This is a genomic window from Streptomyces sp. WAC 06738, from assembly GCF_003945505.1.
In the GTDB taxonomy this organism is placed as follows: domain Bacteria; phylum Actinomycetota; class Actinomycetes; order Streptomycetales; family Streptomycetaceae; genus Streptomyces.
In genome coordinates, this window is sequence record NZ_CP029618.1 from 5,217,404 (window position 1) to 5,244,334 (window position 26,931).

Here is a 26,931-nt window from a genome sequence, read left to right on the forward strand (position 1 = left end):
GGGCGGGCCCGCGGGCCCGCCCCCGACCGCGTCAGCGGCGTCGGATGCGCGTCAGTCCTTGATCTCGCAGATGACGGCGCCGGACGTGAGCGTCGCGCCCATCTCCGCCGCGAGGTCCTTGACCGTGCCCGCGCGATGGGCGTTGATGGGCTGCTCCATCTTCATCGCCTCCAGCACGATCACCAGATCGCCCTCCGCGACCTGCTGCCCCTCCTCGACCGCCACCTTCACGATCGTGCCCTGCATGGGCGAGGCCAGCGCGTCGCCCGAGACCGCGGAGCCGGACTTCTTCGCCGCCCGCCGCTTCGGCTTCGACCGCCCGGCCGCCGCCGAGGCGACCGCGCCGAGCGACGACGGCAGCGACACCTCCAGCCGCTTGCCGCCGACCTCGACGACCAGCGTCTCGCGGCTCTCCTCCGCCTCCTCGGCGTCCGCGCCGCCGGCGAACGGGGGGATGCCGCCCGCGAACTCCGTCTCGATCCACCGGGTGTGGACGCTGAACGGCTCGATCGCCGAGGCCGGCGCGAACGCCGGATCCCGTACCACCGCGCGGTGGAACGGCAGCGCCGTCGCCATCCCGGAGACCGTGAACTCGTCCAGCGCGCGCGCCGCGCGCTGCAGCGCCTGCTGCCGGGTCGCGCCCGTGACGATGAGCTTGGCCAGCAGCGAGTCCCACGCCGGGCCGATCACGCTGCCGGCCTCCACGCCCGCGTCCAGCCGCACGCCGGGCCCGGCCGGCGGCTCGAAGGCCGTCACGGTGCCGGGCGCGGGCAGGAAGTTGCGCCCCGGGTCCTCGCCGTTGATACGGAACTCGAAGGAGTGACCGCGCACCGGCGGGTCGTCGTACCCCAGTTCCTCGCCGTCGGCGATACGGAACATCTCCCGCACCAGGTCGATGCCCGAGACCTCCTCGGTCACCGGGTGCTCCACCTGGAGCCGGGTGTTGACCTCCAGGAAGGAGATCGTGCCGTCCTGGCCGACGAGGAACTCGCAGGTGCCCGCGCCCTCGTAGCGCGCCTCCCGGAGGATCGCCTTCGACGCCCGGTACAGCTCGGCGTTCTGCTTCGGCGACAGGAACGGCGCCGGCGCCTCCTCCACCAGCTTCTGGTGGCGGCGCTGCAGCGAGCAGTCCCGGGTGGAGACCACGACCACGTTCCCGTGCTTGTCCGCGAGGCACTGCGTCTCCACGTGCCGCGGGCGGTCGAGATAGCGCTCGACGAAGCACTCGCCGCGGCCGAACGCGGCGATGGCCTCGCGCACCGCCGACTCGTACAGCTCGGGCACCTCTTCGAGGGTGCGGGCGACCTTCAGCCCGCGACCGCCGCCGCCGAAGGCGGCCTTGATGGCGATCGGCAGCCCGTGCTCCTCCGCGAAGGCCGTGACCTCCTCGACGCCCGCGACCGGGTCCTTCGTCCCGGCCACCAGCGGCGCACCGGCGCGCTGGGCGATGTGCCGGGCGGACACCTTGTCGCCGAGGTCGCGGATCGCCTGCGGCGGCGGGCCGATCCACGTCAGCCCCGCGTCGAGGACGGCCTGGGCGAACTCGGCGTTCTCCGACAGGAACCCGTACCCCGGGTGGACGGCGTCCGCGCCGGAGTCCTCGGCGGCCCGGAGGACCTTGCCGATGTCGAGGTAGCTCGTGGCCGGGGTGTCACCGCCGAGCGCGAATGCCTCGTCGGCCACGCGGACGTGGAGTGCATCCCGGTCCGGCGCGGCGTAGACGGCCACGCTGGCGATACCGGCGTCCCGGCAGGCGCGGGCGACCCGGACGGCGATTTCGCCGCGGTTGGCGATGAGCACCTTGCGCACGTTGGCTCCCTTCTCGGAACACCGAGATTTTAGGTAATGGCGACACCTCTCCGCTGCGGGATCCCGGAGGTGAGCTTTCCCACACAGAGGGTGATCCGCGCCGCCGCACTCGGGCGCGTAGCCCTGAGTTCCCAAGGTACGCCGCATCCCGGGCCGTGCGCGCGAAACCGGCGTGTGGCCAAGGTCTCGCGCACATTGAGCAGATGGACGGCGCATCTTTTTGTGGGAACCATACGAAGGCGAGACGGAATCTTTTCGGGTCGCCCGTCCGGTCGGATCCATGGCGCAAGCCTGTCGTGTGCCCGTCGCGTGTCCCTCGCGTGTCCATCGTGCGCGGACCCTTGCCGCCCCGGACTACCCATCAGTAGCGTGAAAGGGCCGAACGGACCTGGCTCAGGGGGTGGCGCCATGCGCAGAACCGTCGCCGCGGTGGCGGGCGCCGCGCTGCTCGCCGAGGCGGTCGCGCTGGCCGTCGTGCACTTCGTCCTGGGTTCGGTCGTCGACCGCCAGGACATGTCCCTCGCCGGCCTCGACTCCGGTCTCATGTCCGCCTCCACGCGCGCGGCGGGCGTCGTCATCGGGCTCTATCTGCTCTGCTGTGGCGCGGTCGCGTCGCGCATCGCGATACGGGACCGGGCCCCCGGGCGCGCCGGACGGATCCTGCTGGTGAGCTGCGCGGTGCTGCACGCGGTGCTGGCGGCGGTGGCCGTGGGGCTCGTGGGCTGGGCGGCGTTCGCGGGGCTGATGGTGCTCTTCGGGCTGATCGTGCTGACGTTGACCGCCGAGGACGTCCCCGTACGGCGGCCGGAGGGCGGCGCGGAGCCGGCGCCGGCGGCCTGAGCCGCCTCGTATCCACGGGCACCCGCCGGGTCCTGAAGGCGCCCTACGCCCACAGGTCCGTGATCTGCACTCCCACCTCCGCGAGCAGGCGGCGCAGCAGCGGCAGCGAGATCCCCACGACGTTCCCGTGGTCGCCGTCGATGCCGTCGATGAACGCCGACGAGCGGCCGTCGATGGTGAACGCCCCGGCCACGTGGAGCGGTTCGCCCGTCGCCACGTACGCCGCGATCTCCGCGTCGCTCGGCTCGCCGAACCGCACCACCGTCCCCGCGGTCGCGCTCGCCCGCCGCCCCGACGCCGTGTCGATCACGCAGTGCCCCGTCTGCAGCACCCCCGAGCGGCCCCGCATCGCCTTCCACCGCGCCGTGGCGTCCTCGGCGTCGACCGGCTTGCCCAGCGCCCTGCCGTCCAGCTCCAGCACCGAGTCGCAGCCGACGACCAGGGCCCCCGCCGCCTCCGGACGCGCGGCCACGGCGCCCGCCTTCGCCTCGGCGAGCACCAGCGCCAGCTCCGCCGGGGTCGCGGCGGTGACGGCGTCCTCGTCGACACCGCTGACGACGACCTCGGGCGCGAGCCCCGCCTGCCGGAGCAGGGCGAGCCGGGCGGGGGACTGCGACGCGAGCACGAGCGTGCGGGCGGGGTGGTGGGTCATGGGCGTCATCGTAGGCGGCGGCGGTGACATCGCCGCCGGGCACCGGCACCGGTGCACAAGTCGTCGTGCGGGCAGGGCGACTTGTGCGGGTGCCGGGGGGCCGCGACACCACGTACGCCGCCGGCTCACGTGGGCAGGACGTCGGGTCCGGCCGCCCCCAGCGCCATCGTCACCACCGCCGCCAGCGCAAGCAGCCAGCCGGCGCGGCGCAGCCGCCGTTCCGCCGCACGCAACTCCGCGTCGGGCTCGTCTGGAGGGTCGGACCAGAGCATCTTCCGATCGTGCCGGTCCCGCACCCCCGCGCGCCTGAGTACGGGTACTCAATTACGCGCGGCGCGGACCTCCTACGAGGGCCAGTACGTCGTGCGCCACGCCTTCGGCCCCGGCTGCGGCGTCCGCCGGGCCAGCACCCGCCGCGCCGGATCCGCCCACTCGCCGGCGGGACCGCCCCGCCCGCCCGGCGCGGACGACGCCGCCCGCGCCTGGACCACCGCCAGCGCCGCCGCCAGTTCCTCCGCCGTCGGGTTGCCCCGGACCACCTTGATCTCGTCGGACATCTGTCCTCCTCGGCTCCCGCCGCGCTACAGCGGGATGTTCCCGTGCTTCTTCGGCGGCAGCGTCTCGCGCTTGGTGCGCAGCACCCGCAGCCCCTTCGCCACCTGCCGCCGCGTCTCCGACGGCATGATGACGGCGTCCACATACCCGCGTTCCGCCGCCGCATACGGGTTCAGCAGCGCGTCCTCGTACTCCCTGATCAGCTCCGCGCGCCGCGTCTCCCGCTCCTGCTCGTCCTCGATGGCGGCGAGCGTGCGGCGGTAGAGGATGTTCACCGCGCCCTGGGCGCCCATGACGGCGATCCGCGCGGTGGGCCACGCCAGGTTCAGGTCCGCGCCGAGGTGCTTGGAGCCCATGACGTCGTACGCGCCGCCGAACGCTTTGCGGGTGATCACCGTGATCAGCGGCACGGTGGCTTCGGCGTAGGCGTAGATGAGCTTGGCGCCTCGGCGGATGATGCCGTCGTACTCCTGGTCCGTGCCCGGCAGGAAGCCGGGGACGTCGACGAAGGTGAGCACGGGGACGTTGAACGCGTCGCAGGTGCGCACGAAGCGGGCGGCCTTCTCGCTGGCCTTGATGTCCAGGCAGCCGGCGAACTGCATCGGCTGGTTGGCGACGACGCCGACGGGGTGGCCCTCGACGCGGCCGAAGCCGGTGATGATGTTCGGCGCGTACAGCGCCTGGGTCTCCAGGAACTCGCGGTCGTCCAGCACGTGTTCGATGGCGGCGTGCATGTCGTACGGCTGGCTCGCCGAGTCCGGGATGAGGGTGTCCAGCTCCCGGTCCTCGTCCGTGACCGACGCCTCGCCCTCCTCGGGGAAGGCGGGCGGATCGCTGAGGTTGTTCGACGGCAGGTACGACAGCAGCGCCTTGACGTAGTCGAAGGCGTCCTTCTCGTCGCCCGCCATGTGGTGGGCGACACCGGAGGTGGTGTTGTGCGTACGGGCGCCGCCCAGTTCCTCGAAGCCGACGTCCTCGCCGGTGACGGTCTTGATGACGTCGGGGCCCGTGATGAACATGTGCGAGATGCCGTCCACCATGACGGTGAAGTCCGTGATGGCCGGGGAGTACACCGCCCCGCCCGCGCACGGGCCGACGATGACGCTGATCTGCGGGACGACACCCGAGCCGTGCACGTTGCGGCGGAAGATCTCCGCGAAGAGCCCCAGCGCGACGACGCCCTCCTGGATGCGCGCGCCGCCGCCGTCGTTGATGCCGATGATCGGGCAGCCGGTCTTCATGGCGAAGTCCATCGCCTTGACGATCTTCTCGCCGTAGACCTCGCCGAGGGAGCCGCCGAAGACCGTGAAATCCTGCGAATACACCACGACGGGGCGGCCGTCGACGGTCCCGTAGCCGGTGACCACGCCGTCGCCGTACGGGCGGTTCGCCTCGATGCCGAAGTTCGTCGCGCGGTGCCGGGCGAACTCGTCCAGCTCCGTGAACGACCCGTCGTCCAGCAGCAGGTCGACCCGCTCGCGGGCGGTCAGCTTGCCCTTCGCGTGCTGCTTCTCCACCGCGCGCGCCGACCCGGCGTGCGTGGCCTCCTCGATCCGCCGGCTCAGATCGGCGAGCCGGCCGCCCGTCGTGTGGCTGTCCGCCATCTCGGCGGGGGGCTCCTGGGCCATGGCCATCGCGGTGCAGCTCCTGCTCGTCGGGGGCGCCTCCGGGCGGGGGACCCGGGGGAGTGCGGGACTTAGCGCTACGTAGGCTATCGGCGCCCGGCCGCCCTACGGGTGCGGCGTTGGCCACATCCGCAGGCGTGGCGCCGCCGGGGCGGTCTTGACGCCGGCGCGCGGCGGGCGTACGGGCCCCGTGGCGTCGGCGGGGGAGGGGCCGATGCCTGGCCGTAGGGTGGCCGTATGAGTGCAGATCGGGGAAGCCGCTGGTCCGACCTCGACCGTCCGCCGCTGAACGCCGACGCGCTGCGCCGGGCGCTCGTACGGGCCGGGGGGCTGTGGACGTCGCTCGACGTCGTCGAGGCCACCGGCTCCACGAACGCCGACCTCGCCGCGCGTGCCCGTGAGGGTGCGGCCGAGGGCGCGGTGCTCGTCGCCGAGGAGCAGACGGCGGGGCGCGGGCGGCTGGACCGCCGGTGGTCGGCACCGCCCCGATCCGGGCTCTTTTTCTCCGTACTGCTGCGCCCCGAGGGCGTTCCCGTCAGCCGGTGGGGCTGGCTGCCGCTGCTCGCGGGCGTCGCCGTGGCGACCGCGCTGCCGCGGGCCGCGGGCGTGGACACGGCGCTGAAGTGGCCGAACGACGTGCTTGTGACCGTCGAAGGCGAGGAGCGCAAGGCGGGCGGCATCCTCGTGGAGCGCCCCGACGCCGCGAGCGAGTCCGTGGTCCTCGGCATCGGCATCAACGTCACTCTGCGCGCGGACGAACTGCCCGTCCCGCAGGCCGGCTCGCTGGCTCTGGCCGGGGCGAAGGTCACCGACCGCGATCCGCTGCTGCGCGCGATGCTGCGGTCGCTGGAGCGGTGGTACGGAAGCTGGCGTACCGCCGGCGGCGACCCGGCCGGCGCCCGGCTCCAGGAGACGTACGCGGCGGGCTGCGCGACGCTCGGCCGGCAGGTCCGCGCGGAGCTGCCGGGCGGGACGGCGGTGACGGGGGAGGCCGTCGCGGTGGACGGGGACGGCCGGCTGGTGCTGGCGACGGCCGCGGGGCTGGCGGAGCCGGTCAGCGCGGGGGACGTGGTGCACCTGCGATCCGCGGACGAAGCGGAGTGAGCTGGGCCACAATTCCCGTATCGTTGAGACCGCAAGGGCGGTGGCCAGGGAACGGACGGGGGGAGGGGGCAGCCGGTGAGTGAGGTTGCGGGCTCCTCCGGGGCGGAGGAGCCGAGGGACCCGGCGGGTCCCGACGGCTCGGAGGCCGCTTCGGGCGCTTCGGGCACCGACGGCCCGGCGGGCGCGGCGGGCGCCGCCGGGGGCGTAGCGGACGCCGAGGGTCCGGAAGGTTCCGCGGCCCCGGAAGAGCCGGACGAACCGGTTGATCCGGAGAGCGAAGACGACCCGATCGCGATCCGCATCGAGCAGCTCATCCTGGGCTCCGACCGCCGCTACACGCCCTTCCAGGCCGCCCGTGCCGCGGGCGTGCCGATGGAGCTGGCGGCCCGCTTCTGGCGCGCCATGGGCTTCGCCGACATCGGCCAGGCCAAGGCGCTCACCGAGGCCGACGTGCTGGCCCTGCGGCGGCTGGCCGGCCTGGTGGAGGCCGGGCTGCTGAGCGAGGGCATGGCGGTGCAGGTGGCGCGCTCCACCGGGCAGACCACGGCCCGGCTCGCGGACTGGCAGATCGACTCCTTCCTCGAAGGGCTCACCGAGCCGCAGGAGGGCATGTCCCGTACGGAGATCGCCTACCCGCTGGTCGAGCTGCTGCTCCCGGAGCTGGAGGAGTTCCTCGTCTACGTCTGGCGCCGCCAGCTCGCCGCGGCCACCGGCCGGGTGGTCCAGGCGCAGGACGACGACGAGATGGTCGACCGCCGCCTCGCGGTCGGCTTCGCCGACCTCGTGGGCTTCACCCGGCTGACCCGGCGGCTGGAGGAGGAGGAGCTGGGCGAGCTGGTCGAGGCGTTCGAGACCACCGCCGCCGACCTGGTCGCCGCCCACGGCGGCCGGCTCATCAAGACCCTGGGCGACGAGGTGCTGTTCTCCGCGGACGACGCGGGCACGGCGGCGGAGATCGGCATCCGGCTGATCGAGACCCTGGCCCACGACGAGACGATGCCGGAGCTGCGGGTGGGCATCGCGTTCGGCACGGTGACGACGCGGATGGGCGACGTGTTCGGCACGACGGTCAACCTGGCGTCGCGGCTGACGTCGATCGCGCCGAAGGACACGGTGCTGGTCCACGGCGACTTCGCCGCGGAGCTGATACGGGACGGCGCCGCCCCGGAGTCGGAGGCGGCGGCCACGGCGGCGGAGAAGGCGGCGGCGGAGGGCGGCACGGGGGAGGCCCCGTCGTACCGCTTCGCACTCCAGCCGATGTGGCAGCGCCCGGTGCGGGGTCTCGGCGTGGTGGAGCCCTGGCTGCTGAGCCGCCGCGGCTGACAGACCCTAGCCCCGGCTCCCCGCCTGCCTTCCCCTGAACGCCCTCCGGCTCCGCCCCCGCGGTGGGTCGTCCGCCAGCCTCGTCACCTCCCGGTCCCGGCCCGCCACCACCGGGCCCTCCGAGCCCGCCGCCTTCGCCGCGTACTGCGCCGCGTCCGCCAGGCGCAGCAGCCGCCGCCCCGACGGCACCGGGCCGATCGGGTCCCCCGTCGACGCCACCCCGCACGCGACCCCCCGGCCCGGGTCCAGGGTCGCCGCCTGCGCGCACAGCTCCGTCGCCGTCCGCACCACGTCGTCCGCCGGGGGGCCCGCCGACAGCAGGCAGAACTCGTCGCCGCCCAGCCGGGCGGCCAGCGTGCCCGGCAGCGCCGCCCCGTGCCGCGACAGCAGCGAGCCGAATCGTTCCAGCAGACGGTCGCCGCCCGCGTGGCCGAGGGAGTCGTTGACCTCCTTGAGGCCGTTGACATCGCAGACCACCAGGCTGACCACCGTGCCCTCCGCCCGGTGCCGCTCCACCGCCTCGTCCAGCCGCAGGTCCAGCGCCCGGCGGTTGGCCAGCCCCGTCAGCGGGTCCGTGAACGCCAGCCGCCGCGCCTCCTCCAGCCGTTCCGACTGCGCCAGCCCTGCCGCCACCACCGCGCTCAGCGCCGCCGCGACGCTCTCGTCGTACGGGCTGAAGGCGGCCGCGCCGCGCGGGCGGGCCACGTACAGCTCGCCCCACGCCTGCCCGTGCACCAGGATCGGCACGAACAGGCCACTGCCCCGCCCGCGCCGCCGCAGCATCTCCCCCCGCGGTCCCGGAGAGCCGGACGTCGCCCTCCAGGGGCCGCCGCGCGCGGCCAGGTCGGGGAAGTCGCGCAGGGGGTACGACTCGTCCGGCGGGAACTCCTCCTCGCCGGGTGTCCGCTCGCCGTCGTTCACGAGCACCCGCAGCCGCCCGCTCTCCCGCTCCCAGACGGAGACCGCAGCGAACGATCCGGCCAGCGCGCGCCTGGCACCCGCCGCCGCCGCACGCATCGTGTCGCGGGGCGTGACCGCCTCCGCCAGCGCCAGGGCCAGCTCGACCACGGCGCGCAGCGGTTGGTCCGGGAGCCGGTCGTTGCCCGTCACGGCTCCAGAGTAGGCAATCAATCCCCGTTTGCAGGATTTAGGCCGATTGCCCACTATGAGGGAAGCGACCCCCTTCGCCCCTCATGCCCCCGGCCACTCCGGCTTGCGCTTCTCGTTGAACGCGGCCACGCCTTCCTTCCGGTCCGCCGACAGTGCCGTGCGGTGCCAGGCCGCGTCCTCGATCTCCAGCCCCGCCCGCAGCTCCCGCCCGTAGCCCAGCCGCAGCGCCCGCTTCGCGGCCCGTACGCCCACCGGCGAGTTGCCCGCGATCCGCCGGGCCAGGTCCAGCGCCGTCGTACGCGCCTCGCCCGCCGGCACCAGCCGGTCGACCAGGCCCAGCTCGTGGGCCTCCGCCGCCTCCACCCGGCGTGCGGTGAAGATCAGCTCGGCGGCGCGCGCGGAGCCCACCCGGCGGGGGAGCAACTGCGTCCCGCCGCCGCCCGGCACCACCCCGACCGACACCTCCGGCAGCCCGACTACCGCGGTCTCGTCGGCGACGATGAAGTCGCAGGACAGCGCCAGCTCGTACCCCCCGCCGAGCGCGAAGCCGTGCACCGCCGCGATGGCCGGCATCGGCAGCTCCAGCACCCCCGTGTACGCGGCCCGCGACGTGGGGCGGTGGCGGTGCATGTCGGCGTCGGTGAAGGCGTTGCGCTCCTTGAGGTCCGCGCCGACGCAGAACGCGCGCTCGTGGCTGGAGGTGAGGACCACGGCCCGCACCGAGGTGTCGGCGGCCAGCCGCGCGGTGGTCTCGGTGAGCGCGCGGGCCAGCTCGGTGGAGACGGCGTTCATGGCCTCGGGCCGGTCGAGGACCAGCTCGGCGACGTGCTCGTGCGTGCGGACGGCGATGCCCTCGCCCATGCGAATCTGCCTCCGTCGGCTCGTGGCGTTAACGCTCGCTAACGTAGTGCGTGCGACCGCGCCGCGCCAGAGCTGACCAAGTGTGTTTTCTGATCAGTTGGACGTCCCGCCAGGGGGTCCGCGCAGCGCCCGTGACAGCTCAGGATTCACTTCGTAAGGTTCCTGAATATGAATATGCACTCCCGCCCCGCGCCCGTCGTCCTCGGGCCCGCCGGCACCACCGCGGACGATGTCCTCGCCGTCGCCCGCCGCGGCGCCCCGGTCGAGCTGTCCGTACGCGCCCTCGACGCGCTCGCCGCCGCGCGCCGCGTCGTGGACGACCTCGCCGCCAAGCCCGATCCGGTGTACGGGGTCTCCACCGGCTTCGGCGCGCTCGCCGTCCGGCACATCAGCCCCGACCTGCGCGTGCAGCTCCAGCGCAACATCGTCCGCTCGCACGCGGCCGGCATGGGCCCGCGGGTGGAGCGCGAGGTCGTCCGGGCGCTGATGTTCCTGCGCCTGAAGACGCTGGCCTCCGGCCACACCGGCGTACGCCCCGAGGTCGCGCAGGCGATGGCCGGGATGCTCAACGCCGGCATCACCCCCGTCGTCCACGAGTACGGCTCCCTCGGCTGCTCCGGCGACCTCGCCCCCCTCTCGCACTGCGCGCTGGCGCTCATGGGCGAGGGCGACGCCGAAGGCCCCGACGGCACCGTGCACCCCGCCGCGGACCTGCTCACGGCGCACGGCCTCGCGCCCGTGACGCTGCGCGAGAAGGAGGGCCTCGCGCTGCTCAACGGCACCGACGGGATGCTCGGCATGCTGCTGATGGCCTGCGCCGATTTCGCCGCGCTGCTCACCGCCGCCGACGTCACCGCCGCGCTCACCCTGGAGGCCCTGCTCGGCACGGACCGGGTGCTCGCGCCCGAGCTGCACGCCGTACGCCCCCACCCCGGCCAGGCCGCCAGCGCCGCCAACATGCTCAAGGTGCTCGACGGCTCCGGACTCACCGGCCACCACCAGACCGGCCACGACGGCCTGCCCGCCGCGCCCCGGGTGCAGGACGCGTACTCCGTGCGCTGCGCGCCGCAGGTTGCGGGCGCCGGCCGGGACACCCTCGCCCACGCCCGTACGGTCGCGGAGCGCGAGCTGGCAGCCGCGGTCGACAACCCGGTGGTGATCGACGGCCGGGTCGAGTCCAACGGCAACTTCCACGGCGCCCCCGTCGCGTACGTCCTGGACTTCCTCGCCGTCGCCGCCGCCGACCTCGGCTCCATCGCCGAGCGCCGCACCGACCGGCTGCTGGACAAGAACCGCAGCCACGGTCTGCCCGCCTTCCTGGCCGCCGACCCCGGCGTGGACTCGGGCCTGATGATCGCCCAGTACACGCAGGCCGCGCTGGTCGGCGAACTGAAGCGGCTGGCCGTCCCGGCGTCGGCGGACTCCATCCCCTCGTCGGCGATGCAGGAGGACCACGTCTCGATGGGCTGGTCCGCGGCGCGCAAGCTGCGTACCGCGATCGATCATCTGACCAAAGTGCTCGCCGTCGAGATGTACGCGGCCACCCGCGCCGTCGAGTTGCGCGCCGGACTCACGCCGGCGCCCGCCACGCAGGCCGTGCTGCGCGCCGTGCGCGACGCGGGGGTCGCGGGGCCGGGGGACGACCGGTTCCTGTCGCCGGATCTGGCCGCGGCGGAGGGATTCATCCGTTCCGGGCGGCTCGTCACGGCCGTGGAGTCCGTCACAGGGCCTCTTTCATGATTCGTCGCAATCTGAACGAATGGGCGCTGACCTGCGCCGTTCCCTCTCCTTCCGGCCGGATGTGGGGCGGTGTGCCCGACCGCCGGTCAGGAGCGTCCGTGGCGTGTGCCACAGTGGGGTGGCAGGACGGAACGGACTAGTGGGGACTGGGCGTCCTCCTCCGTGAGGTAGGGCATCGCGCCCTTCGCGGTGAAGGGGAGTTACGACGTGAGGGTGTACGGCAGGGGCGGGATGGCGCTGACCGCACTGGCGATGAGCGCCGTGCTGGGGCTGACCGCGTGCGGCGGCGACAGCAATGCGGAAGGCTCCGATGATCAGAAGGACTCCGCCTCGGAGCAGAAGAAGAACGTGCCGGACGCCCGAATAACCATCGCGCCCAAGGACGGTACGGAGAACGTCGGGATCAATTCCGACACCAAGGTCACGGTGAAGGGCGGCAAGCTCACCGAGGTCGTGCTCACCGCGGCCGGCAGCACCGACCAGGTCGCGGGGACCATCGCGGACGACGGTTCCTCCTGGACCCCGGACGCGGCCCTGGAGCGCGGCACGGAGTACCGGCTCACGGCCAAGGCCAAGGACGGCGACGGCCAGGTGTCCACGTCCAACGCGAACTTCTCCACGGTCTCCGCCGAGAACAGCGTGATCGGCTACTTCACCCCGGAGGACGGCAGCGAGGTCGGCGTCGGCATGCCCGTGTCGCTCAACTTCGACAAGCCGGTCGAGGACAAGGCGGCCGTCGAGTCGAAGATCGCGGTCGAGACGAGCAGCGGCCAGGAGGTCGTCGGCCACTGGTTCAACGACACCCGGCTCGACTTCCGCCCCGAGGACTACTGGGAGGCGGGCTCCACCGTCACCATGGACATGAACCTCGACGGGGTCGAGGCGTCGCCCGGCGTCTTCGGCGTGCAGGACCGCGAGATGAGCTTCACCGTGGGCCGCTCGCAGGTCACCACCGTCGACGTCAAGGCCATGACGATGGAGGTCGTGCGGGACGGCAAGAAGATCAAGACCATCCCGATCTCCGCGGGTTCGCCCGAGAACCCCACGTACAACGGCCAGATGGTGATCTCCGAGAAGCACAAGGAGACCCGGATGGACGGCTCGACCGTGGGCTTCACCGACAAGCAGGGCGAGAGCGAGTACGACATCCCGGACGTGCCGCACGCCATGCGGCTGTCCACCTCCGGCACGTTCATCCACGGCAACTACTGGGGCGGCCGGGGCGTCTTCGGCAGCGCCAACACCAGCCACGGCTGCGTCGGCCTCTTCGACAAGCAGGGGGCGAACGACTCCGGGACGGACGGCGCATGGTTCTACGACCAGTCGCTGGTCGGGGACGTCGTGATCGTCAAGAACTCGCCCGACGAGACCATCGCCCCGGACAACGGCCTCAACGGCTGGAACATGGACTGGGCCGCCTGGCAGGAGGGCAGCGCGCTCTGAGCCGCTGATCCGCCCGGCCGTGGCGAGGCGCCGCCCCGCCACGGCCGACGCGGTGCTCCGGGGAGGGTACGGAGATGCCCCGTACGCTCCGGCGTACCGCAGCGCGCGGGGGCGCGGAGCGCCTTCCTCCGGCGGGCGCCGCGGGCGTGCGCCGTAGCACCGGCACAGGGCCGGGACCTGGACCGTACGACGTACGTACGGCGAGGCCCGGCCCTTTCTCATGGCACTCTCACGGTGACCTCAGCCTTTCCCCAACATCGCGCCATAGCTTCGGCGCATGTTCCTCACCTACCTCCGGCGCGAGCTGCGCCGGCGCAGAAAGGCCGCACTGGTCGTCGCCCTCGGCCTGGCGCTCGGGATCGGCCTCGTCATCACCGTGTCCTCCGTCGCCGCGGGCATGCGCGACGCCCAGGACGAAGTCCTGCACTCCCTCTACGGCGTGGGCACCGACCTCACCGTCAGCAAGGAGGCGGACGAGAGCGACGGCGGGCCGCAGAGCTTCCGTATCGGACCCGGCGAGGACGGTGAGGACGCCACCGAGACCGACGACCGGCTGATGCCGCTCGGCGGCTTCCAGCACCTCGACGACTCGGTCGTCGGCGAGGTCGAGGCCCAGGACGGCGTCGACACGGCGGTGGGCGCGCTGGCGCTCAACGACATCGAGTTCAAGGGCGACTTCCAGCAGGGGAAGATCGAGGGCGGTGCCACCGGCCAGGCGGCTCCCGGCCAGGGCGGACCCGGCGGCGGAGGCGGGGGCGGCCCGCGGATCGAGGGCGGCGGCGCCGACATCGACGTCGACTCCTTCACCGTCACCGGACTCGACGTCACCCAGCAGGACGTCGGCCCGCTCTCCTCGTCCAGGATCAGCGACGGCGCGACCTTCGGCAAGAACGACACCGACGCCCTCAAAGCGGTCGTCGACAGCGCGTACGCCAAGGACGAGGACCTGAAGGTCGGCGACGAGGTCACCATCAAGGGCAAGAAGTTCGAGGTCGTCGGCATCGCCACCGCCGACACCGGCGCCGCCACCGCGAACGTCTACATCCCGCTCAAGCGCGCCCAGGAGCTGTCCGACGCCGACCTGGAGAACAAGGTCTCCACCATCTACGTCAAGGCCGACAGCTCCGAGGACATCCCCGCGGTCAAGGACGCCATCGACGAGAACGTCTCCGGCGCCAGCGTCACCTCCGCCTCCGACCTCGCCGAGCAGGTCTCCGGGAACCTCTCCACCGCCTCCAACCTGGCCACCAACATCGGCAAGTGGCTCTCCGTCGTCGTGCTGGTCGCCGCCTTCCTGCTCGCCGGGCTGCTCACCATGTCCGCCGTGGGCCGGCGGGTGCGGGAGTTCGGCACGCTCAAGGCGCTCGGCTGGCGCAGCGGGCGCGTCGTCCGGCAGGTGATGGGCGAGGCGTTCGTCAACGGGATCCTCGGCGGCGTCCTCGGTATCGCGCTCGGCGTCGCCGGCGCGTACCTCGTCACGACCGTCGCCCCGACGCTCGACGCCTCGGTGGGCCCGGGCGCCGACATGCCCGAGGGCGCCGTGATGCGCGGGCCGAAGGAGATGGTGGACGCGGCGAACTCCACCGTGGAAGTCGCGCTCCAGGCGCCCGTGACGCTCTCCGTGATCGCCCTGGCCGTCGCGCTCGCGGTCGCCGGCGGGCTGATCGCCGGCCTCTTCGGCGGCTGGCGGGCGGCGCGGCTGCGGCCGGCGGACGCGCTGCGCCGCGTCGAGTAGCCCCACCTCCCCCGACCACCTCACCCGCGGCATCCAGGAGTTGACCACGATGTACCAGCTCACCGGCGTCACCAAGCGCTACCAGCGCGGCAAGGAGGCCATCGACGCCCTCGCCGGCGTCGACCTCACCATCGCCGACGGCGACCAGCTCGTCGTCCGCGGCCCCACCGGCGGCGGCAAGTCGACGCTGCTGCAACTGCTCGGCGGCCTCGACCGCGCGACGTCCGGCACCGTCAGCCTCGACGGCACCGACCTCGGCGGCCTCAGCGAGGCAGCGCTCACCCGGGTACGCGCCGCGACCATCGGCTTCGTCTTCCAGAGCTTCAACCTCATTCCCACCCTCAGCGCCCAGGAGAACGTCGAGACCGCGCTCGTGCCGCTCGGCGTCAAGGCGACCGAGCGCGCCAAGCGGGCGGCCGAGGCGCTGGAGTCCGTGGGGCTCGCGGAGCGGCTGACGCACCTGCCGGGCGAGCTCTCCGGCGGCCAGCAGCAGCGCGTGGCGATCGCGCGGGCGCTGGTGAAGCAGCCGAAGGTGCTGCTGGCCGACGAGCCGACGGGCAACCTCGACGAGGACACCCGGGACGACATCGTCGCGCTGCTCGAAGGGCTGTGGAAGGAGCTGGGGTTGACGTACGTGCTGGTCACGCACGACAGCGCGATCGCCAGGCGGGCGCCGCGGCTGGCGGTCATCAAGAAGGGCCGGCTGAAGGTCACGGAGCGGGAGGCGGCGTAGCGCCGTAAGGGCACGGGGGTCACGGGGGTCTCGGGGGAAGGGCGCGTACGGGCGCGGAGGCGTCCGTACGCGCCCCTGCGCGCCCCGGTGCCGTACGGCACCGGGGCGCCGGGCTGCTCAGCGGCGGCGGGGTGAGGCCAGCAGGTACATCCCGCCGTCGCGTTCCGGGTGTTCGGAGACCTGCCACCCCGCCGCCTCCAGCACCCCCGCGGCCCGTACCAGCTCCCGCAGGGCCGGCCCGGGCCGCCAGTCGACCCGCACCGCCTCCGGCTGGTGCGCGGCGGGGGTGACGGCGTAGCCGCCGGTCGCGTCAGTGGCCGGGGGCAGGCCGCCGGCCTCCAGCGCGAGGGCGACGGCCGACGCCAGATGCGTACGCTCCCAGGCGCACGGCACGTCGGTGGCGCCGTCGGCGTTGGTGAGCCGGCGCAGCTCGGCGAGGCCCTCCCAGGCGCTGCGCACCTCGCGGGCGCGGGCGGCGGCGTCGGGCGGGGCGGGCTCGCCGCCGGTACGGGCCGCGAACACCCCGGGCTCTGCCGGGGCCCGGCTGCCCTCCGGCTCGTCCGCGTTGCCGGCTTCGGCCGCGGCCTCCGCGAGCAGCCGGTCGCGCAGCTCGCGCCCCGCGGGGGTGAGGTAGTGCCGGTGCGGCGGGCGCGGATGCCGTACCGCGAGACCGCCGTCCACCAGCCCCTCCAGCACGCGCTCGCTCGCGCGCACCAGCCCGGTCGCGGCGTCGGCCCCGGCCACGGCCCGGCGCCGGGCGGGCGTCAACTTGGCGGTGCTCATGGGACCACGGTACGCAGTCGTCGCGTACCCCCTTCCGCGTACCGTCCGGCTCCTGCCGCGACGGGCCCCAGCCGCTCCGGGAAGGCCGCCTGAACGCCCGTTACTCCCCTGGGAGTAAGAAAGTTGACTCCTGTGGACGGACGACCGGCACACGCCGTCACAGGCAGACTGCGTGTAAGCGACGAGGAGGCCGCCCACCATGCGCATCAGCATCAACGTCACCGACTTCTCCTGGCCCGGCGGTCCCACGGCCCTCGCGCCCGCGCTCGCCGAGGTCGCCGGCGCGGCGGACACGGCGGGCGTGGACACCGTGTGGGTCGGTGACCACCTGCTGCAGGCCGACCCCACGTGCACGCCGGACGAACCGGTGCTGGAGGCGTACACCACCCTCGGCTACCTGGCCGCGCGCACCGAGCACGTCCGCATCGGCACGATGGTCACCGGCGTCACCTACCGCCCGCCCGCGCTGCTCGTCAAGGCCGTCACCACCCTCGACGTGCTCTCCGGCGGCCGCGCCTGGCTCGGCCTCGGCGCCGGCTACCGCGAGGACGAGGCGTACGCGATGGGCCTCTCCCTGCCGCCCGCGGTCGAGCGGGTCGAGCGGCTGGAGGAGACGCTGCGGCTGGCGCAGCAGATGTGGGCGGGCGACACCGGCGCGTTCGACGGGCGGCACTTCACGCTGGACTACCCGGTGTGCAGCCCGCAGCCGGTGCAGCGGCCGCGGCCCGCGGTGCTCGTCGGCGGCGTGGGCGACGGGCCGATGCTGCGGCTGGCGGCGCAGTACGCGGACGCGTGCAACTTCTTCGACGTACCGGACGGCGGCCTGACGCTCCGCCGCGAGCTGGACGTGCTCGCGGACCACTGCGCGGCGGCGGGGCGGCCGTTCTGGGAGGTGGAGAAGACGGTCACCGCCCGGATGGAGGTGGGGGAGCCGGCGGAGTCGGTGGCGGAGCGGTGCGAGTCGTTCGCCGAGTTCGGGATCGAGCACGTGGTGTTCGTCGCGGTCGGGCCGTGGTCGGTGGAGGCGGTCGAGACCGTGGGCGAGGCCGTGCCGGTGGTGGCGCAGATCAAGCCGAACAGCGAGGTGGGCGTCTGGTGAGCCCGGCCGCCCTCACCCGCGCCGGAAGGTGACGACCGTCCCCGGCGTCACCGGCGCGGGCGCCTGCGGCGCCGCGGCCACCCGGCGCTCCAACTCCGCGAAGCCCGCCTCGATGTCGGCCTCCGGCATGTGCTCGAAGATCGAGAACGCGCGCGTACGCAACCGGGCCAGCGCCCCCGCCCACGTCCCGGGCGCCGGCAACCCGACCTCTCCCACCCCCTCCAGCTCCCATCCCGCCGTCTCGAACGTATCGCGCAGCACTGACAGCGGCTGGTAGAGCGCGGCGAGGACGTCGCGCCCGCGGGGGAAGGCGTCGAGGTACCACAAGTCGGGCAGCGAGTCGGTGAGTTCGGTACGCAGCAGCAGGGTGCCGCCGGGCCGTACGACGCGGTGCAGTTCGCGTGCGCCGGCGGGCTTGTCCCGTACGTGGTGCCAGACGAGGAAGCAGAGCGCGAAATCGGCCGACTCGTCGGGCAGCGGCAGCGCCTCGGCCCGCCCCGGGACGTACGCGACCCGGGGATGCGCCGCGTGGGCGACGGCCTGCTCGCGCATCCGCGCCGACGGCTCGACCCCGGTGACCGGACCGCCGAACTCCGCGGCGAGCAGCGGCGTGAACCGCCCGGTGCCGGACCCGAGGTCCAGTCCGCGCAGCGGACGGGCGGCGGGCAGGCGGGCGGCGAACGCGCGGGACCAGGCGGTGCGCTGGGCGTCGGTGAGGGCGCGGCCTGCGGCGTAGGTACGGTGGAGGCGGTGGTCGTAGTCCACGGGGCGCATGCCCGGTTCCTACCCGGCTGGGACCCGTTCGTGCGCTTCCGCTTCGCCCGGCGGACGGGCGGGGTGGGGGAGTGGCCGCCACGCGCTAGTCTGGCCAGCCATGTCGCTGAACGGCCCCGCACCGCCTACCGATTCCGCTTCCGCTTCCGCCCACGGGGGCGGTGCGGTGCTCGTGGCGGGCCTCGCGGCGGCGGGCGGCGGCTGGACCGACCGCCACCGCCACCCCGTGCCGCAGCTGACGTGGGCGGGCAGCGGAGTCCTGATGGTGCGGGCGCTGGGCCGCACGTGGGTGCTGCCGGCGACGACGGCGCTGTGGATCCCCCCGGGCGTACGCCACGCGACCGGGACGGCGGGCACGACGGAGCCGCGGACGCTGTACGTCCGGTATCCGGGCCCGGCCCCGGCGGCCGCCGACCCTCCGCTCCGTACGCGCCCGCCGGCGGACCGGCCCGGATGGCCGGAGCCGACCGTCGTGGCCGTGACCCCGCTGCTGCGGGCCCTCAGCGACCACCTCGCCGACGACGCCCCCGCCCCGGCCGCCCGCGCCCGCGCGGAGGCCGTGCTCCTCGACCAGCTCGCCCCCGTCGCCCCGACGCCGGTCCTGGCGCCCATGCCCCACGACCCCCGCCCCCGCGCCGTCGCCGAGGCCCTGCGCGACACCCCGGCGGACGCCCGCACGCTCGCGGAGTGGTCCCCGTACGCCGGCGCGGCGCCCCGCACGCTGGCGCGCCTCTTCGTCGCCGAGACGGGCATGCCCTTCGGTCGCTGGCGCACCCACCTGCGCCTCCAGGCGTCCCTGCCGCTGCTCGCCTCCGGCGCGACGGTGGCCACCGCCGCCCGGCACGTCGGCTACGCCTCGTCGAGCGCGTTCGTCGCGGCGTTCCATCGCACCGTGGGGGCACCGCCGGGCACGTACTTCCCGCGCGACTGAGGATCCGCGGCCGGGCACGTACCGTGTCCCCGTGCCAGCCTCCCGCCTCCGCCGCGCCGCCGTCCTCGTACTGGAAGGCGCCAAGCCCCTCGACGCCGGCATCCCCGCGCAGGTCTTCAGCACCCGCCGGAGCATGCCGTACGAGGTCCGCGTCTGCGGCGCCGCACCGGGGCTGGTGGCCGGCGGCGACGGGCTCTCGTACCACGTCGCACACGGCCTGTCCGCGCTCACCTGGGCCGACATCGTCTTCGTGCCCGGCTACCGGTTCCCCGACCGCGACGACCCGCCGCCCGCCGTCACCGAGGCCCTGATCGCCGCCCACCGCCGCGGCGCCCGCCTCGCCGCCATCTCGACCGGCGCCTTCGCCCTCGCCGCCACCGGCCTCCTCGACGGCCGCCGCGCCACCACCCACTGGCACTACACGCGCGCGCTCGCCGCGAAGCACCCGGAGGTACGGGTCGACGAGAACGTGCTCTTCGTCGACGAAGGCAGCGTCCTGACCTCCGCGGGCGCCGCCTCCGGCATCGACCTGTGCCTGCACATCCTCCGCGGCGACCTCGGCGTGGCCGCGTCCAACCACGCCGCGCGGCGCCTGGTGGCGGCCCCGTACCGCAGCGGCGGCCAGGCGCAGTACGTGCCGCGCAGCGTGCCGGAGCCGCTCGGCGAGCGGTTCGCCGCGACCCGGGAGTGGGCGCTGCACCGGCTCGGCGAGCCGCTGACGCTGGAGGCGCTGGCGCGGCACGCGGGGGTGTCGACGCGCACGTTCTCGCGGCGCTTCGTGGACGACACCGGGTACACGCCGATGCAGTGGATCATGCGGGCACGCATCGACGTGGCGCGGGAGCTGCTGGAGCGGTCCGAGCAGAGCGTGGAGCAGATCGCGGACCGCGTCGGCCTCGGCACGGGCGCCAACCTGCGGCTGCACTTCCAGCAGATTCTGGGGACGACGCCGAGCGAGTACCGGCGCACGTTCGCGCGGGGCGAGTAGCTGGCGAGATCCTTGCGGAGGATGGCACCCGGGCCGCTGTCAGGGAGCGGCAGGGCGGGCGAACCTACGGGAAAGCGCAGAAACCCCGAAGGGACATCCACGGGAATCCCGTGGGGAGCCGCAGAGACCCGGGAGGCAGGAAGCCCATGACCCGCATCGCCATCAACGGATTCGGCCGCATCGGCCGCAACGTGCTCCGTGCGCTGCTGGAACGCGACAGCAGCCTCGACGTCGTCGCCGTCAACGACCTCGCCGAGCCCGCCACCCTCGCGCGGCTCCTCGCCTACGACACCACCGCGGGCCGCCTCGGCCGCCCGGTCACGGCGGACGGCGACACCCTCGTCGTCGACGGCCGCCGCATCAAGGTGCTCGCCGAGCGGGAGCCGGCGAAGCTGCCGTGGGCCGAACTCGGCGTGGACGTGGTCCTCGAAGCCACCGGCCGCTTCACCGCGGCGACGGCCGCCCGCGCCCACCTCGACGCGGGCGCGCGCAAGGTCCTCGTCAGCGCCCCCTCCGCCGGCGCGGACGTCACCCTCGCGCCCGGCGTGAACACCGGGGCGTACGACCCGCAGGCCCACACCATCGTCTCGAACGCCTCCTGCACCACCAACGCGCTCGCCCCCCTGGCCGCCGTACTGGACGAACTCGCTGGCATCGAGCACGGCTTCATGACCACCGTGCACGCCTACACCCAGGAGCAGAACCTCCAGGACGGCCCCCACCGCGACGCCCGCCGCGCCCGCGCCGCGGCCGTCAACATCGTCCCCACCACCACGGGCGCCGCGAAGGCCATCGGCCTCGTACTCCCCGGCCTGGACGGCAAACTCTCCGGCGACTCGATCCGCGTCCCGGTCCCGGTCGGCTCGATCGTCGAACTCAACACGACGGTCGCCCGCGACGTCACCCGCGAAGACGTCCTCGCCGCCTACCGCACGGCGGCGGAAGGCCCCCTGGCCGGCATCCTCGAATACTCCGAAGACCCCCTCGTCTCCGCCGACATCACGGGCAACCCGGCCTCCGCCGTCTTCGACTCGGCCCTCACCCGCGTCGACGGCCGCCACATCAAGGTAGTCGCCTGGTACGACAACGAATGGGGCTTCTCCCACCGGGTGATCGACACCCTCGAACTCCTCACCACCACCTGACTGTGCGCTCCGGGGCCTGTATCCGGGACGGGTCAGGGTCCCGTCGGGGACCGCTGGGGGCGGTCCCCGATGCCGGGAGCGGGCCCGCCCAGCAGAGTCGTCGCATGGTCACAACGCACATGTCACGCCGGGCCTTTGCGGGCGTCGCGCTGACGGGTACGGCCGCGGCGTCCGCCGTGTCCGTACTGTCCGCAACCCCCGCAGCCGCGGCCCCCGCTCGCCCCGCTCCAGCCCTGCCCCTGCCGGGAGTGGACCCAGCCGCCCTCCAGGCCGCGATCGACGACCTGGAGCACCCCCCGTCCACCGCCGCCCAGTTGCGGGTCGGCGGCACGGCCGGCCACTGGTACGGGACCTCCGGCGTGGCCGACATCGACTCCGGACGGCCGGTATCGGCGTACCACAAGGTCCGTATCGGCAGCGTCACCAAGGTGTTCGTCGCGACGGTCGTGCTGCAACTGGTGGCGGAGGGCCGCGTCTCTCTGGACGCCCCGGTGCGGCGCCTGCTGCCCGGACTGCTCCCGGCGCGCTTCGCGCCGATCACCCTCGCGCACCTGCTGACGCACACCAGTGGGCTGCCCGACCACGTCGGCATCCCGGAGCCGCAGACCGCGGAGGGGGTATTCCGCCACCGCTTCGACCACTGGACACCGCGGGAGTGGGTGGCTACCGCGACGCACGGCCCGCTGAAATTCGCCCCGGGCACCGGGCAGGAGTACCGGGGCATCAACTACTTCCTCGCCGCCATGGTCATCGACAGGCTGACCGGCCGCCCGTACGGGCACGCCATCGCCACGCGCATCCTGCGCCCGCTGGACCTGACGCGCACCGACGTACCCGGCGACGCCCGGCACATCAAGGGCCGGCACGTACACGGCTACCTCGCCACGGCCGACGGCAGCCTCCGCGACATCACCGCGTACGACCAGTCCTCCGCCCGCGGCGAGGGCGACATGATCTCGACGACGGACGATCTCGACCGGCTGCTCGCCGCGCTGTTCGCCGGCGAACTGCTGCCGCAGGAGCTGCTGCGCCTGATGTTCACCCTGCCGCCTGACGACGTACGCATGCCGGACGGCAGCCCGGCCCGCTACTCGACGGGACTGCAGCAGGCCGTGGTCGCCGGCGTCCCTCTGTGGGGCAAGACCGGCGAGACGTACGGCTACAAGAACGCGGCGTTCTCCACCCGCGACGGGCGCCGCCGCTTCGTCCTCGCCTACCACCCGACGACCGTCGGCAGCGGCGACCAGAGCGAGATGGTCGCCCGCGTCGCCGCCCTGCTTGTGGCGGGCCCCGCCTCTTGAGGAGAATGCTGCGCACGGCAAGGGGGATTGAGGGGGGAACTCATGACTGTGCCGGGCGAGCAGGAGCTGGGCGCCTTCGTGGCTCGCCATCAGACCGACGTCGGGCGCCACGGGCGGACGGGGATCATCTCGCTGGTGATCGGGGTGGCGGCGGCGGCCGCGGCCATCCCGGTCGTCATCCAGACCTTCGAGGAGTCCTCCAGCGGCACCTTCGCCGGCCTGGTGGTGGGTGTGGCCCTCCTCTGCCTGTGGTCGGGCATCACCAACGGCCTGCGCTACACCACCCGCCACGGCGAGGTCTACACGGTCCGCGAGGGCGGCCTCGTCTACCGCAGGACCGGCGAGTCCCGGGTGATCCCCTGGGAGAGCATCCGCAAGGTCTCTGACAGCGGCCAGCAGAACGCGATCAGCGCGGTCATGGGCTGGGACGTCCACTGCCGCATAAGAGTCCAGGACGGCAAACGGCTCCTCCTCACGGGCTTCACCCACGACGCGGCCGGATTGTCCCGGACGATCCACCAGGCAGTAAGAGAGGGGACCCGCCCCCTCCCTCCGGATCGCAGGTAACCGGGCCCGGCGCGCCGGCGCCCTCCGGGCGTACGGCGATCGCTCCTGTGCCCGTTCGCCCCGGCGGCGATCCGGATGACGACGATCACGTGGTCCGTGAAGCGCACCGGGGTGTGAAACTCTGTCTTGGTCATGGACATCTCATCCAGGCGGAGTAGTGTGATGGGAGCGCTCCCATCTGTGTTCCCCCACCGGAATAGGAGACCCCCCATGCACAAGCCAAGCCACTCCGGCAGGCGCTCCCGCCGAGCCGTCCGCCGACCTCTCCAGGCGCTCACCCTGCTGATCGCCGTGCTCGCCGGCGCGCTGGCCTGGACCAGCAGCGCTCAGGCCCACGGCACCGTCGTCGACCCGGCAACCCGCGCCTACCACTGCTGGGAGGAATGGGGAGACGACCACCTGAACCCGGCCATGGAGCAGGAGGACCCCATGTGCTGGCAGGCCTACCAGGCCAACCCCAACACCATGTGGAACTGGATGAGCATGCTCCAGGACGGGCTGGGTGGAAAGTTCGAGGAACGGACTCCCGACGGGAAGCTCTGCAGCAACAACCACCAGAACTTCGAGAGCCTGAACAACCCCGGTCCCTGGACGACGACCGACGTCACCGACAACTTCTCGATCCACCTGTACGACCAGGCATCACACGGAGCCGACTTCTTCCGGGTCTACGTGAGCAAGCAGGGGTTCGACCCCAAGACCCAGGCTCTCGGCTGGGACGACCTCGACTTCATCACCGAGACGGGCAGCTACCCCCCGGCGTCCGACATCACGTTCCCCGTCCAGACCTCCGGCTACTCCGGACACCACATCGTCTTCACGATCTGGCAGGCCTCGCACCTGGACCAGGCCTACCTGATGTGCAGTGACGTGAACTTCGGCTGAGCCGGAAGGCCCGTACGTACAGAACCTCAGCCGGCCCGGTGCCGTGAACCCGGCACCGGGCCGGTGGGGAACGCAGCGAGCCGCCGGTGCCGGTTCCCCCGCGGAGGCGACCGGACCCCCACGACCGCGCCGCGGCACTCGTTCATCCCGGACCGCCGGAGTCGTCCTCCTCCCGCCCGGCGAGGAACCGGCGCCCCGCCGAGAGTTTGTCCAGGGCCCGCGGCGACCCCTTCAGCCGGTCGGCGAGGGTGTCCGCCATCACGATGAGGAAGCGCGAGTCCGCCGAGCGGGCGGAGAGATACGTCCGTACGAAGGCGAGGTGCCGAGTGAACACGCGCTCGTCGTCGACGTAGACGGCCGCCGCCAGGGAATCCAGCAGCCGGCCGAGAACCCCGGTGCCCTCCTCGTGCTCCGTACCGGAGACGTATCCCGTATCCGGGCCTGGGTGCACCTCCCGCAGCGCGGTCGCCATGTGCTCCAGCAACTCGGGCCGTTGCCTGACGAGCATCGCGTACGCCTCCACGGCCTCCGCCTCGACCGACGACTCTCCGCGCAACACCGGCGGCCAGTGGCGCATCAGCGCGTCCGCGGCGGCACGGGCGTCGGCCGCGTAGAGGTCCGCACCCAGCGCGTACGCCCATGTGCCCCCGGGACCGAACCCCGCCCCGCCCGTGACGACGGGGACGCCCGCCCACCGGCAGATCTCGATCTGCCGGTGGGCGAGCGGGAGGTTCCAGGGCAGCGTGCACGAGAGAGCGACCACGTCGGGGCCGTGCTGGTGGACGTCCGAGAGGATCCCCTGCGGGGACACCGACCCGCCGAGCAACTGCACGTCGAAGCCGTGCAGTCGCAGCACCTCGGTGAGGATCTGGGCGGGGAGGACGTGCCATTCGCCGTCGCTGCACGCCACCAGCACGTGGCCCCGTGAACCGGCCCCGCCGGGCACGCGGGCGGCGGCCGCTGCCGCCACCGCGTCGACGGTCTTCCTGCTGACATGGGTGGCCGCGTGCTCCCGCGATACCGTCCACTCGCCGGACTCCCACCGCTCACCGACCCTCACCTGCGCGGGCGCCACCAGCCGGAGCAGCACGTCCTCCGCGCTCACGCCGCCCGTCACCAGACCGACGGCCAGCTCGACCGCCGCGTCCTCGTCCGCGTCCGCCAGGCAGGCGTCGAAGCGGGCCCGGGCGGCTTCGGGGATCCGGGTCTCACTCATGAGGTCCCGGCCTTCCCGGCAACGGGGGACTCGCGCGGCTCCCGGGCCGACGCTGGGGAGGAGCCACGGCGCGGAGGTGCCTGGAGCGTGAGGATGGAGATGTCGTCGTGCGGGCGGCCGGCAAGCCATTCGGTCGTGAGCAGCTCCAGCCGCTCGGCGACCGACGCCGCCTGCATGTCCGTGCAACTGGCCAGCGCGTCGACGAGGCGTTCGTCGCCGTATATCTCCCGCCCGCTCGCACCGCCTCGCGCTTCGGTGACCCCGTCGCTGTAGAAGAGGATCAGCTCACCGGGTTCGAGAACGACCTCCGTCAGGCTGAAACTGGGATCGGGCACCGCCCCGACGAGCGTGCCCTCGCAGGTGATCTCCTCCACCCTTCCGTCGCCACGCAGTACGAGCGGGGAGAGGTGGCCGCCGCCGGCGATCTCCACCTTCACCGAGCCGTCGTCGCGGGGACGGGCGGAGCCCGTGACCAGGGTCGCGAAACGGTGGCCGTCGCTCAGCACGATCTCGTTGAGCAGAGACAGGTCACGCAGGGGTTCGCTTTCCTGCGCGACCATCGCCAGCGTCCGCATGCTCTGCCGCAGATGCCCCGCCAGCACCGCGGCCTCCGCACCCTTCCCGGACACGTCGCCGAAGAAGAACGTGACCCCGCCCAGGGCGGAGGGGGCCACGTGGTAGAAGTCGCCGCTGATGTGCAGCGCCTCGGCGGCCGGCCGGTAGGCGGCGCCGAGCCTGAGGCCGTCGGCGGCGGGCAGTGGTTCCGGGGCCATGCTGGCCTGTAGGACGGCGATGGTGTGGGCCTGCTGCGTATAGAGCGCCGCCGTCGCCAGCGCGAGTCCGGCCCTTACGGCGAACTCGTGCGCCAGCTCGATGTCGGCATCGTCGAACGGCGTCCGTTCCGGGCCGCGCAGCATGATCAGCGCGCCGGCCGGCACGCCCCCCGCGGCGAGCTGGGCCACGAGCGGTTCTCCGCCTCGAACGAGCTCCGCCGGCATGAGGCTGCCGAGCGGGTCCAGCTCCTGAGGGCTGATGACCGTGGGGTGCGGTTGGAGGCCGTAGAGCGCGTTCGCGATCTCGGGCACCTCTTCGAGCCTCTCGACCGCCACCTCACCGGAGGAGCGGGCCCCGCCGGGACCCGCCCGGTGCCAGTCCGTACGCCGCCCGCTCGGGGGCAGGACGACCACGGACGCGTCCGCCAGTCTCGGGGTGACGATCTCGGTGAGCGTACGGACGGTGCGGCTGTGATGGAGCGAAGCACCGAGCCGCTGGGTGGCCTCCTCCAGGAAGGCCGACCTGGCGCGTTCGTCGACGAGCGCCGCCTCGGCCTCGTGTGCACTGCTCACCTCACTGACCAGCCACACCGCGAGTCCGTCGACGGTACGCAGACGACCACGGAGCCTGCGGCCCTCGTGGGCGGCGGAGAAGCGCTTCGCCCCGCGGGCGGCAGCACGGGCCAGGGGCGGCGCCGACGCACTCGCCGGCTCTCCCGGGCGCAGCCGGGGAAAGAGGCGGACGGCGGCCCGGTTGAACCCCCGGATCGTCCCGTCGGCGCGGTCGTACGTGACGATGGCCTCGTCGACCAGATCCAGCAGCTCGCCGAGGTGCGCGGAGGTATGGCTCCACGCGCCCGCGCCGCCTCCGTCGTCCGCCATCGGCTACCACCTCTTGCGCGCTCCGCTCCCGCGCCCGCAGCATTTCAGGTCGTAGCC

The 26,931-nt window shown here is 73.4% G+C and carries 25 protein-coding genes; 14 read left to right on the forward strand and 11 right to left on the reverse strand.

The features are described 5' to 3' along the window. Window positions 1–51: 51 nt before the first annotated feature. Entirely contained in the window at window positions 52–1,809 is a 1,758-nt protein-coding gene (locus DMB38_RS23160) for a biotin carboxylase N-terminal domain-containing protein (RefSeq protein WP_125936781.1), read from the reverse strand. Between the two features lie 408 nt (window positions 1,810–2,217). On the opposite strand from DMB38_RS23160, the gene DMB38_RS23165 reads away from it, so the two are divergent. Continuing rightward, complete coding sequence (locus tag DMB38_RS23165; RefSeq protein ID WP_240662426.1) at window positions 2,218–2,649, forward strand: hypothetical protein; 432 nt, start codon at window positions 2,218–2,220, stop codon at window positions 2,647–2,649. A gap of 43 nt (window positions 2,650–2,692) precedes the next feature. Here the strand turns inward: DMB38_RS23165 and DMB38_RS23170 are convergent, their stop codons facing one another. From DMB38_RS23170 to DMB38_RS23180, 4 genes are all read right to left on the reverse strand, one after another. After that, entirely contained in the window at window positions 2,693–3,301 is a 609-nt protein-coding gene (locus DMB38_RS23170; RefSeq protein ID WP_125936782.1) for a nucleoside triphosphate pyrophosphatase, read from the reverse strand. Window positions 3,302–3,426: 125 nt separating this feature from the next. Next, on the reverse strand, window positions 3,427–3,573 hold the full coding sequence (locus tag DMB38_RS36230; RefSeq protein ID WP_164492577.1) for a hypothetical protein: 147 nt from the start codon (window positions 3,571–3,573) through the stop codon (window positions 3,427–3,429). 72 nt (window positions 3,574–3,645) lie between these two features. Further along, window positions 3,646–3,858: an acyl-CoA carboxylase epsilon subunit gene (locus DMB38_RS23175; protein ID WP_125936783.1), complete on the reverse strand. Its 213-nt coding sequence runs from the start codon at window positions 3,856–3,858 to the stop codon at window positions 3,646–3,648. A gap of 24 nt (window positions 3,859–3,882) precedes the next feature. Continuing rightward, a complete protein-coding gene (locus DMB38_RS23180) occupies window positions 3,883–5,484 on the reverse strand; it encodes an acyl-CoA carboxylase subunit beta (RefSeq protein WP_125939211.1) in 1,602 nt (533 codons plus the stop codon). A gap of 234 nt (window positions 5,485–5,718) precedes the next feature. On the opposite strand from DMB38_RS23180, the gene DMB38_RS23185 reads away from it, so the two are divergent. Together DMB38_RS23185 and DMB38_RS23190 are read left to right on the forward strand one after the other, a co-directional pair. Beyond that, entirely contained in the window at window positions 5,719–6,585 is an 867-nt protein-coding gene (locus tag DMB38_RS23185; protein ID WP_047017722.1) for a biotin--[acetyl-CoA-carboxylase] ligase, read from the forward strand. A 75-nt stretch (window positions 6,586–6,660) separates the two neighbouring features. Continuing rightward, window positions 6,661–7,908, forward strand: a complete 1,248-nt coding sequence (locus tag DMB38_RS23190) for an adenylate/guanylate cyclase domain-containing protein (protein ID WP_125936784.1) — start codon at window positions 6,661–6,663, stop codon at window positions 7,906–7,908. A 6-nt stretch (window positions 7,909–7,914) separates the two neighbouring features. Here the strand turns inward: DMB38_RS23190 and DMB38_RS23195 are convergent, their stop codons facing one another. Both DMB38_RS23195 and DMB38_RS23200 read right to left on the reverse strand, forming a co-directional pair. Then, window positions 7,915–9,018 (reverse strand): GGDEF domain-containing protein, encoded by a 1,104-nt coding sequence (locus tag DMB38_RS23195; protein ID WP_125936785.1) that lies wholly within the window; start codon window positions 9,016–9,018, stop codon window positions 7,915–7,917. An 81-nt stretch (window positions 9,019–9,099) separates the two neighbouring features. Further along, on the reverse strand, window positions 9,100–9,879 hold the full coding sequence (locus DMB38_RS23200) for an enoyl-CoA hydratase-related protein (RefSeq protein WP_125936786.1): 780 nt from the start codon (window positions 9,877–9,879) through the stop codon (window positions 9,100–9,102). Window positions 9,880–10,053: 174 nt separating this feature from the next. On the opposite strand from DMB38_RS23200, the gene hutH reads away from it, so the two are divergent. From hutH to DMB38_RS23220, 4 genes are all read left to right on the forward strand, one after another. After that, window positions 10,054–11,619: a histidine ammonia-lyase gene (gene hutH / locus DMB38_RS23205; RefSeq protein WP_206337837.1), complete on the forward strand. Its 1,566-nt coding sequence runs from the start codon at window positions 10,054–10,056 to the stop codon at window positions 11,617–11,619. Between the two features lie 231 nt (window positions 11,620–11,850). Continuing rightward, window positions 11,851–13,062 (forward strand): Ig-like domain-containing protein, encoded by a 1,212-nt coding sequence (locus DMB38_RS23210; protein WP_125939212.1) that lies wholly within the window; start codon window positions 11,851–11,853, stop codon window positions 13,060–13,062. 277 nt (window positions 13,063–13,339) lie between these two features. After that, complete coding sequence (locus tag DMB38_RS23215) at window positions 13,340–14,797, forward strand: ABC transporter permease (RefSeq protein WP_125936788.1); 1,458 nt, start codon at window positions 13,340–13,342, stop codon at window positions 14,795–14,797. A 49-nt stretch (window positions 14,798–14,846) separates the two neighbouring features. After that, the gene (locus tag DMB38_RS23220; protein WP_047017729.1) at window positions 14,847–15,530 is read left to right on the forward strand and encodes an ABC transporter ATP-binding protein; all 684 of its coding nucleotides are present in this window, start codon (window positions 14,847–14,849) and stop codon (window positions 15,528–15,530) included. Between the two features lie 117 nt (window positions 15,531–15,647). On the opposite strand, the gene DMB38_RS23225 is transcribed toward DMB38_RS23220, so the two are convergent. Next, window positions 15,648–16,313, reverse strand: a complete 666-nt coding sequence (locus DMB38_RS23225; RefSeq protein WP_125936789.1) for a hypothetical protein — start codon at window positions 16,311–16,313, stop codon at window positions 15,648–15,650. A gap of 199 nt (window positions 16,314–16,512) precedes the next feature. Between DMB38_RS23225 and DMB38_RS23230 the strand changes: the two genes are divergently transcribed. Then, entirely contained in the window at window positions 16,513–17,412 is a 900-nt protein-coding gene (locus tag DMB38_RS23230) for a TIGR03560 family F420-dependent LLM class oxidoreductase (protein ID WP_047017731.1), read from the forward strand. 12 nt (window positions 17,413–17,424) lie between these two features. Here DMB38_RS23230 and DMB38_RS23235 read toward each other — a convergent pair whose 3' ends face one another. Continuing rightward, on the reverse strand, window positions 17,425–18,186 hold the full coding sequence (locus DMB38_RS23235; protein ID WP_125936790.1) for a class I SAM-dependent methyltransferase: 762 nt from the start codon (window positions 18,184–18,186) through the stop codon (window positions 17,425–17,427). Between the two features lie 100 nt (window positions 18,187–18,286). Here DMB38_RS23235 and DMB38_RS23240 point away from each other — a divergent pair, with 100 nt between their 5' ends. From DMB38_RS23240 to DMB38_RS23265, 6 genes are all read left to right on the forward strand, one after another. Then, the gene (locus DMB38_RS23240) at window positions 18,287–19,117 is read left to right on the forward strand and encodes a helix-turn-helix transcriptional regulator (protein ID WP_240662427.1); all 831 of its coding nucleotides are present in this window, start codon (window positions 18,287–18,289) and stop codon (window positions 19,115–19,117) included. Between the two features lie 31 nt (window positions 19,118–19,148). After that, window positions 19,149–20,105, forward strand: a complete 957-nt coding sequence (locus DMB38_RS23245; RefSeq protein ID WP_047017734.1) for a helix-turn-helix domain-containing protein — start codon at window positions 19,149–19,151, stop codon at window positions 20,103–20,105. A 146-nt stretch (window positions 20,106–20,251) separates the two neighbouring features. Then, window positions 20,252–21,250 carry a type I glyceraldehyde-3-phosphate dehydrogenase gene (gene gap / locus DMB38_RS23250; RefSeq protein ID WP_125936791.1) on the forward strand — a complete coding sequence of 333 codons (999 nt, stop codon included), beginning with the start codon at window positions 20,252–20,254 and terminating at the stop codon, window positions 21,248–21,250. Window positions 21,251–21,354: 104 nt separating this feature from the next. After that, entirely contained in the window at window positions 21,355–22,551 is a 1,197-nt protein-coding gene (locus DMB38_RS23255) for a serine hydrolase domain-containing protein (protein WP_125936792.1), read from the forward strand. Between the two features lie 42 nt (window positions 22,552–22,593). Then, complete coding sequence (locus DMB38_RS23260) at window positions 22,594–23,118, forward strand: PH domain-containing protein (RefSeq protein WP_240662429.1); 525 nt, start codon at window positions 22,594–22,596, stop codon at window positions 23,116–23,118. Between the two features lie 279 nt (window positions 23,119–23,397). Beyond that, window positions 23,398–24,003: a lytic polysaccharide monooxygenase gene (locus DMB38_RS23265; protein ID WP_164716215.1), complete on the forward strand. Its 606-nt coding sequence runs from the start codon at window positions 23,398–23,400 to the stop codon at window positions 24,001–24,003. A 142-nt stretch (window positions 24,004–24,145) separates the two neighbouring features. Here DMB38_RS23265 and DMB38_RS23270 read toward each other — a convergent pair whose 3' ends face one another. Further along, window positions 24,146–25,219 (reverse strand): cobalamin-dependent protein, encoded by a 1,074-nt coding sequence (locus DMB38_RS23270; RefSeq protein WP_125936794.1) that lies wholly within the window; start codon window positions 25,217–25,219, stop codon window positions 24,146–24,148. Then, window positions 25,216–26,874: a PP2C family protein-serine/threonine phosphatase gene (locus DMB38_RS23275; protein WP_125936795.1), complete on the reverse strand. Its 1,659-nt coding sequence runs from the start codon at window positions 26,872–26,874 to the stop codon at window positions 25,216–25,218. The genes DMB38_RS23270 and DMB38_RS23275 overlap by 4 nt, the downstream gene beginning before the upstream one ends. Window positions 26,875–26,931: the final 57 nt, after the last annotated feature.